The organism is Fluviibacter sp., assembly GCF_057744235.1.
Genome location: NZ_JBIJFP010000032.1, coordinates 1 through 6,001, shown reverse-complemented (window position 1 = coordinate 6,001; position 6,001 = coordinate 1). Strand labels below are relative to the sequence as shown.

At 56.9% G+C, this 6,001-nt stretch carries 5 protein-coding genes; all 5 read right to left on the bottom strand.

Annotated elements, in window-relative coordinates:
* Positions 1–30: 30 nt before the first annotated feature.
* Positions 31–2,385 carry an NADH-quinone oxidoreductase subunit NuoG gene (nuoG, locus tag AC3GOJ_RS09895; protein ID WP_488237304.1) on the bottom strand — a complete coding sequence of 785 codons (2,355 nt, stop codon included), beginning with the start codon at positions 2,383–2,385 and terminating at the stop codon, positions 31–33.
* Between the two features lie 45 nt (positions 2,386–2,430).
* Positions 2,431–3,765: an NADH-quinone oxidoreductase subunit NuoF gene (gene nuoF, locus AC3GOJ_RS09890; RefSeq protein ID WP_488237303.1), complete on the bottom strand. Its 1,335-nt coding sequence runs from the start codon at positions 3,763–3,765 to the stop codon at positions 2,431–2,433.
* Positions 3,765–4,238 carry an NADH-quinone oxidoreductase subunit NuoE gene (gene nuoE, locus AC3GOJ_RS09885; RefSeq protein WP_488237302.1) on the bottom strand — a complete coding sequence of 158 codons (474 nt, stop codon included), beginning with the start codon at positions 4,236–4,238 and terminating at the stop codon, positions 3,765–3,767. The genes nuoF and nuoE overlap by 1 nt, the downstream gene beginning before the upstream one ends.
* Entirely contained in the window at positions 4,238–5,491 is a 1,254-nt protein-coding gene (locus AC3GOJ_RS09880; RefSeq protein WP_488237301.1) for an NADH-quinone oxidoreductase subunit D, read from the bottom strand. The genes nuoE and AC3GOJ_RS09880 overlap by 1 nt, the downstream gene beginning before the upstream one ends.
* Positions 5,492–5,548: 57 nt before the next feature.
* On the bottom strand, positions 5,549–6,001 hold a 453-nt coding region (locus AC3GOJ_RS09875; protein WP_488237300.1), incomplete at its 5' end, for an NADH-quinone oxidoreductase subunit C.

Genomic DNA, 6,001 nt, shown 5'->3' with positions numbered 1-6,001 from the left:
GATTTTGACCAACTTGAATCAGGGCATCCATCAGACACACTCCACAACGATCATGTCATTCAAGGCACCGATGGTCGCTGTCGACGGATGCGCCGCAGCGATGCGGACGCAACCATCCGGCACGGTGATATCGAGTACGGCATTCAGTACCGCAGCGCCTTCACTACCCTTGACGCGCACCGAGCCGCCATCAGCAGCACCAACGCCAGCCAGTGTGGCCGCACTCATGCGGGCAACCGGGGCCTGTGCATCGCGGGTCTTCTGCAGCGATGGTGAGCGACGCACCAGCGCATCCGCGAAGTAAATGGGCACATCGGCAATACGCTGCAGACCATTACCGGCAACCACCGTCGGTGCAGTGTCCATGACCGGCAACACACGCGCCAGCGACCCTTCCGGCAGAACACTGTCAGTGCCAAGAATGTCGTTACGCACGTCTTCGCTGCTCAGGTAATCAAAACGCTCGACGTCGAGCAGGTTGCCGAGTACGCGCAGCAGCTTCCAGCCCGGACGCGATTGGCCGGCCGGCTTGACAACGCCAACGAAGGATTGCACGCGGCCTTCATTGTTGATAAAGGTGCCGGAGGTTTCGGTATACGGCGACAGCGGCAGCAGCACATCGGCATACGCCATGGCGTCGGCATCCTTGAAGGTCGCGAACTGCACAACCATATCTGCAGCATTCAGGGCACGCAGCGCCTGGGCCGGGTTGGCCACATCCAGCGACGGTTCACAACCGAACAAAACATAGGCCTTGCGTGGTTCGGCAAACAGACGCGATGCGTCACGACCACCCTGTTGCGGGTAGGCTTTGGCAACGTAACCGCCGACCGAGTTGGCGGCTTCACCCACCGTACCGGCAGCAGCACCCGTGATGGTCGCCAGCTCACCGGCTAACTGCTCGAGCAGCGAGTAATCAACATGCTGTTGTGCCAGATTACCCAGCAGAATGGCACGCGGCGCGCCTTCGCCATCACCGATCAGTGCTGTGGCAATCTGCTGCTCCAGCGCACCGGCATTGCCGGTGGCTGCCAGGGCAGATGCCTGAACTCCCTTGATATCGGCAGCCGCACGAACAACGCCGGCCAGCGCCGCCACCAGCTGACCTGGTGGCGTATAAATCATGCCGGCATGCTTGATGAGCGAGTCATCGCTGCTGACATTGACCGAGAAAACTTCGGCACCGTTTCGTGCAGCGTAACGCAGACGCTGAGCGACCAGCGGTGAATCCTTACGCAGAAAGCCGCCAACAATCAGAGCGGCATCCACATTGCTCAGATCAGCCAGCGGCAGACCCAGCCACGGTGCGGCACCCGGGCGTTGTGCATCAGCGCGGAAATCCTGCTGACGCAGACGGAAATCGATGTTGTCCGAACCCAGTGCACGGGTGATACGACCCGCCAGGGCCATTTCTTCCAGCGTGGCATGCGGGCTGACAACGGTTGCGATCTGGTCGCCACCGGCATCCTTGGCAATCGTGCGCAGACCGTGAGCCACATAATCCAGGGCTTCGTTCCACTCCACTTCCTGCCATTGACCGCCCTGCTTCAGCATCGGCTTCAGCAGACGATCCGCACTATTCAGACCTTCGTACGAGAAGCGATCCTTATCGGAGATCCAGCATTCGTTAACGTTTTCATTATCGAGCGGCAGCACGCGCTTGACCACATCACCCTTGACCTGAACGGTGACGTTGGCACCTGTCGAGTCATGCGGCGACACCGACTTGCGACGCTGCAGTTCCCAGGTCCGGGCCGAATAACGGAACGGCTTCGAGGTCAACGCACCCACCGGACAGATATCGATCATGTTGCCCGACAGCTCGGAATCGACGGTCTTACCGACAAAGGTGGTGATTTCGGAATGGACGTTGCGGTTAACCATGCCCAATTCCATGACGCCGGCCACTTCCTGGCCGAAACGTACGCAACGGGTACAGTGAATGCAGCGGCTCATTTCTTCCATCGAAATCAGCGGGCCAACATTCTTGTGGAAAACCACATGTTTTTCTTCGGTAAAGCGCGAACCGGACTGACCATAACCCACGGCCAGATCCTGCAGCTGACATTCACCGCCCTGATCGCAGATCGGGCAATCCAGCGGGTGGTTGATCAGCAGAAACTCCATCACGCCCTTCTGGGCCTTCACAGCCAGATCAGAATGGGTGAACACCTTCATGCCATTGGTCACAGGTGTTGCGCAGGCCGGCAGCGGCTTCGGCGCTTTTTCTACCTGAACCAGACACATCCGGCAGTTCGCCGCAATCGACAGCTTCTTGTGATAACAGAAGTGCGGAATGTAGATACCCAGCTGGCCGGCAGCATCCATGACGGTTGAACCGTCTGCTACCTGGGCCTTTTTGCCGTCGATTTCAATTTCTAGCATGTGCGACTCGCGAAATCAGATCTATGAATGAAGCGGGACGCCCGGTCAGGCGGCGTTCGGATGTCTGTGGAAGGTACTACCGGAGCGCTGCACCTCTTTCGGCACCAGACAGGTCTTGTGCTGAATGTGGTATTCGAACTCCGAACGGAAATGCTTGAGGAAGCTCATGACCGGGAATGCCGCAGCATCACCCAGGGCACAAATTGTGCGGCCGCAAATGTTGCCGCAGATCGACAACAGCAGATCCAGATCTTCCATCTTGCCCTGACCGTTTTCGATACGGTGGACAATCTGATACAGCCAGTTGGTGCCTTCGCGGCACGGCGTACACTGACCACAGGATTCTTCGTGATAGAAGAACGACAGGCGGTTCAGCACGTCGACCATACAGACGGTTTCGTCCATCACAATGACAGCGCCCGAGCCCAGCATCGAACCAGCTTTGGCAATGGAATCGTAGTCCATCGTACATTGCATCATGATATCGCCAGGCAGCACCGGTGATGATGATCCACCCGGGATCACCGCCTTCAGCTTGCGACCACCGCGCATACCACCCGCCATTTCCAGCAGCGTCGAGAACGGCGTACCCAGCGGGATCTCGTAGTTACCCGGACGCTCCACATGGCCCGAGATCGAGAACAGCTTCGTACCACCGTTGTTTTCCTTACCGGCGTTAAGGAAGTTGTCGGCCCCCAGACGGATAATGAACGGCACCGAGGCAAAGGTCTCGGTATTGTTGACCGTCGTCGGACGGCCATATAGACCAAACGAGGCCGGGAACGGCGGCTTGAAGCGGGGCTGACCCTTCTTGCCTTCAATCGAATCCAGCAGTGCGGTTTCTTCACCGCAAATGTAAGCACCGTAACCATGGTGTGCAAACAGCTCGAACGAGTGATCGCTACCCAGAATGTTCTGACCCAGGAAACCGGCGGCACGCGCTTCAGCCAATGCGGCTTCAAAGCGCTCGTAGAGTTCGTAGATTTCGCCGTGGATATAGTTGTAACCACGGGTCGCACCCATGGCATAGGCACCAATAATCATGCCTTCAATGACCGAATGCGGGTCATAACGCATGATATCGCGATCCTTGAAGGTCCCCGGTTCGCCTTCATCAGTGTTACAGCAGATGTATTTGTCGCCCGGCATGGTGCGGGGCATAAAGCTCCACTTCAGGCCCGTCGGGAAGCCGGCGCCGCCACGACCGCGCAGAACAGACTTCTTGACTTCAGCAATCACACCTTCCGGCGGCATCTTTTCAGACAGCACTTTTTTGAGGGCTTCGTAGCCGCCGCGCTTGATGTAGGCGTCGATACCCCAGCCGGCATCACCCTGCCAGCCAGCAGTCATAATCGGATTGATGGAACCGAGCATCGCCATTACTTCAGCTCCTCAAGCAGTTGATCCAGCTTATCCGGTGTCAGAAAGCTGCGCATACTGTGATTATTGACCAGTGCCACCGGTGCATCACCGCAGGCACCCTGGCATTCGCTTTCAACCAGTGTAAAACGACCATCGGCCGTTGTCTGACCTAGTTCGATACCGAGTCGTTCGGCCAGGTACAGTGCAGCATCACGACCACCGGACAACGCACAGGGAATACAGGTACAGACCGCTAGCTTGTACTTACCGACTGGCTTGAGGTTGTACATGTTGTAGAACGTCGCCACTTCTTCCGCAGCAATCGCGGGCATATCCAGATACGCCGCCACTTCGGCAATCGTGTCTTTATCCAGCCAGCCCTTTTCTACCTGAGCAAGCGTCAGGCAGGCCATAACGGCCGACTGTTTCTGTTCTGCCGGGTACTTGGCAACTTCGCGATCAAAACGCGCGAGGGTTTCCTGAGTCAGCATCAGCGATCAACCTCACCAAAAACGATATCCTGGGTCCCGATAATCGTGACCACGTCGGCGATCATGTGACCACGCGACATCTCTTCCAGCGCCGACAGATGGGCAAAGCCCGGCGCACGAATCTTCAAGCGGTACGGCTTGTTGGCACCGTCCGACGATGCATAGATGCCGAACTCACCCTTCGGATGCTCGATAGCCGCATAGCAGTCGTTTTCGGGCACGTGAACACCTTCCGTAAAGTGCTTGAAGTGGTGAATCAGCTCTTCCATGTTTGACTTCATGGCTTCGCGCGGCGGTGGCGCAACCTTGTAGTCATTACTCATAACCAGGCCAGGATTGGCACGCAGCCAAGTGATGCATTGTTTGATAATGCGGTTGGATTGCGCCATCTCTTCCATACGAACCAGGTAACGGTCGTAGGAGTCACCATTCGTACCGACCGGGATATCGAAATCCAGACGGTCATACACTTCATACGGCTGCTTCTTGCGCAGATCCCAGGCAATACCCGATCCACGCAGCATCGGACCCGTAAGACCCATATTCAGGGCACGTTCCGGGGTCACCACACCGATGTCCACCAGACGCTGTTTCCAGATCCGGTTGTCGGTCAGCAGGGTATGGTAATCATCCAGATACTTCGGGAAGCGATTGGTAAAGTCTTCGAGGAAGTCGAGCAGCGAACCCTGACGGTTCTCGTTCAGCTCGGCAACGCGCTTGGCATCTTTCCAGCGCGAGACTTCATATTTCGGCATGACATCCGGCAGATCGCGGTACACACCACCCGGACGGAAATACGCAGCGTGCAGACGGGCACCCGATACGGATTCGTACACGTCCATCAGATCTTCACGATCACGGAAGGTATACAGCGCCATGGTCATGGCACCCACGTCCAGACCGTGACAGCCGATCCACAGCAGGTGATTGAGCAGGCGGGTGACTTCGTCGAACATCACGCGAATATACTGGGCACGCTCCGGCACCTGCACACCTAGCAGCTTTTCAATGGCCAGACAGTAAGCGTGCTCGTTACACATCGTGGACACGTAGTCCAGACGATCCATATAAGGCACGGACTGAACCCAGGTGCGGGTTTCAGCCAGTTTTTCTGTCGCACGATGCAGCAGACCAATATGCGGGTCGGCACGCTCGACGGTTTCACCATCCAGCTCCAGCACGAGACGCAGCACACCGTGTGCCGAAGGGTGCTGGGGACCAAAGTTCAATGTGTAGTTACGAATCTCTGACATGCTGCGATCCTGGATGTCCGGTTAGGTCCGTACTGATCTGTAAAAGTGAACCCGCGATTAACGCGCAGGTTCGCCGTAGGTTTCTTCACGCACAACCCGTGGCGTATTTTCGCGCGGCTCGATGGTGACAGGTTGATAGATGACACGCTTCTGCTCATCGTCGTAACGCATTTCAACGTAGCCCGAAACCGGGAAATCCTTGCGGAACGGGTGACCGACAAAGCCGTAATCGGTCAGAATACGACGCAGATCCGGGTGATTGACGAACAGAATACCGTACAGGTCGAAAGCTTCGCGTTCGAACCAGTTAGCAGCTGTCCAGACATCGACCAGCGAATCTACCACGGGCATCTGGGCATCCGGTGCGTAAACGCGCACTCGAAGGCGTTGGTTTAACTCAACCGACAGCAGATGCACCACAACGGCAAAGCGCTGCGAATGCGGCTCTTTGCCGCCGTAAGTCAGATAATCCATGCCGCAGAGATCAATCAGCTGGTCGAACTTGAGACC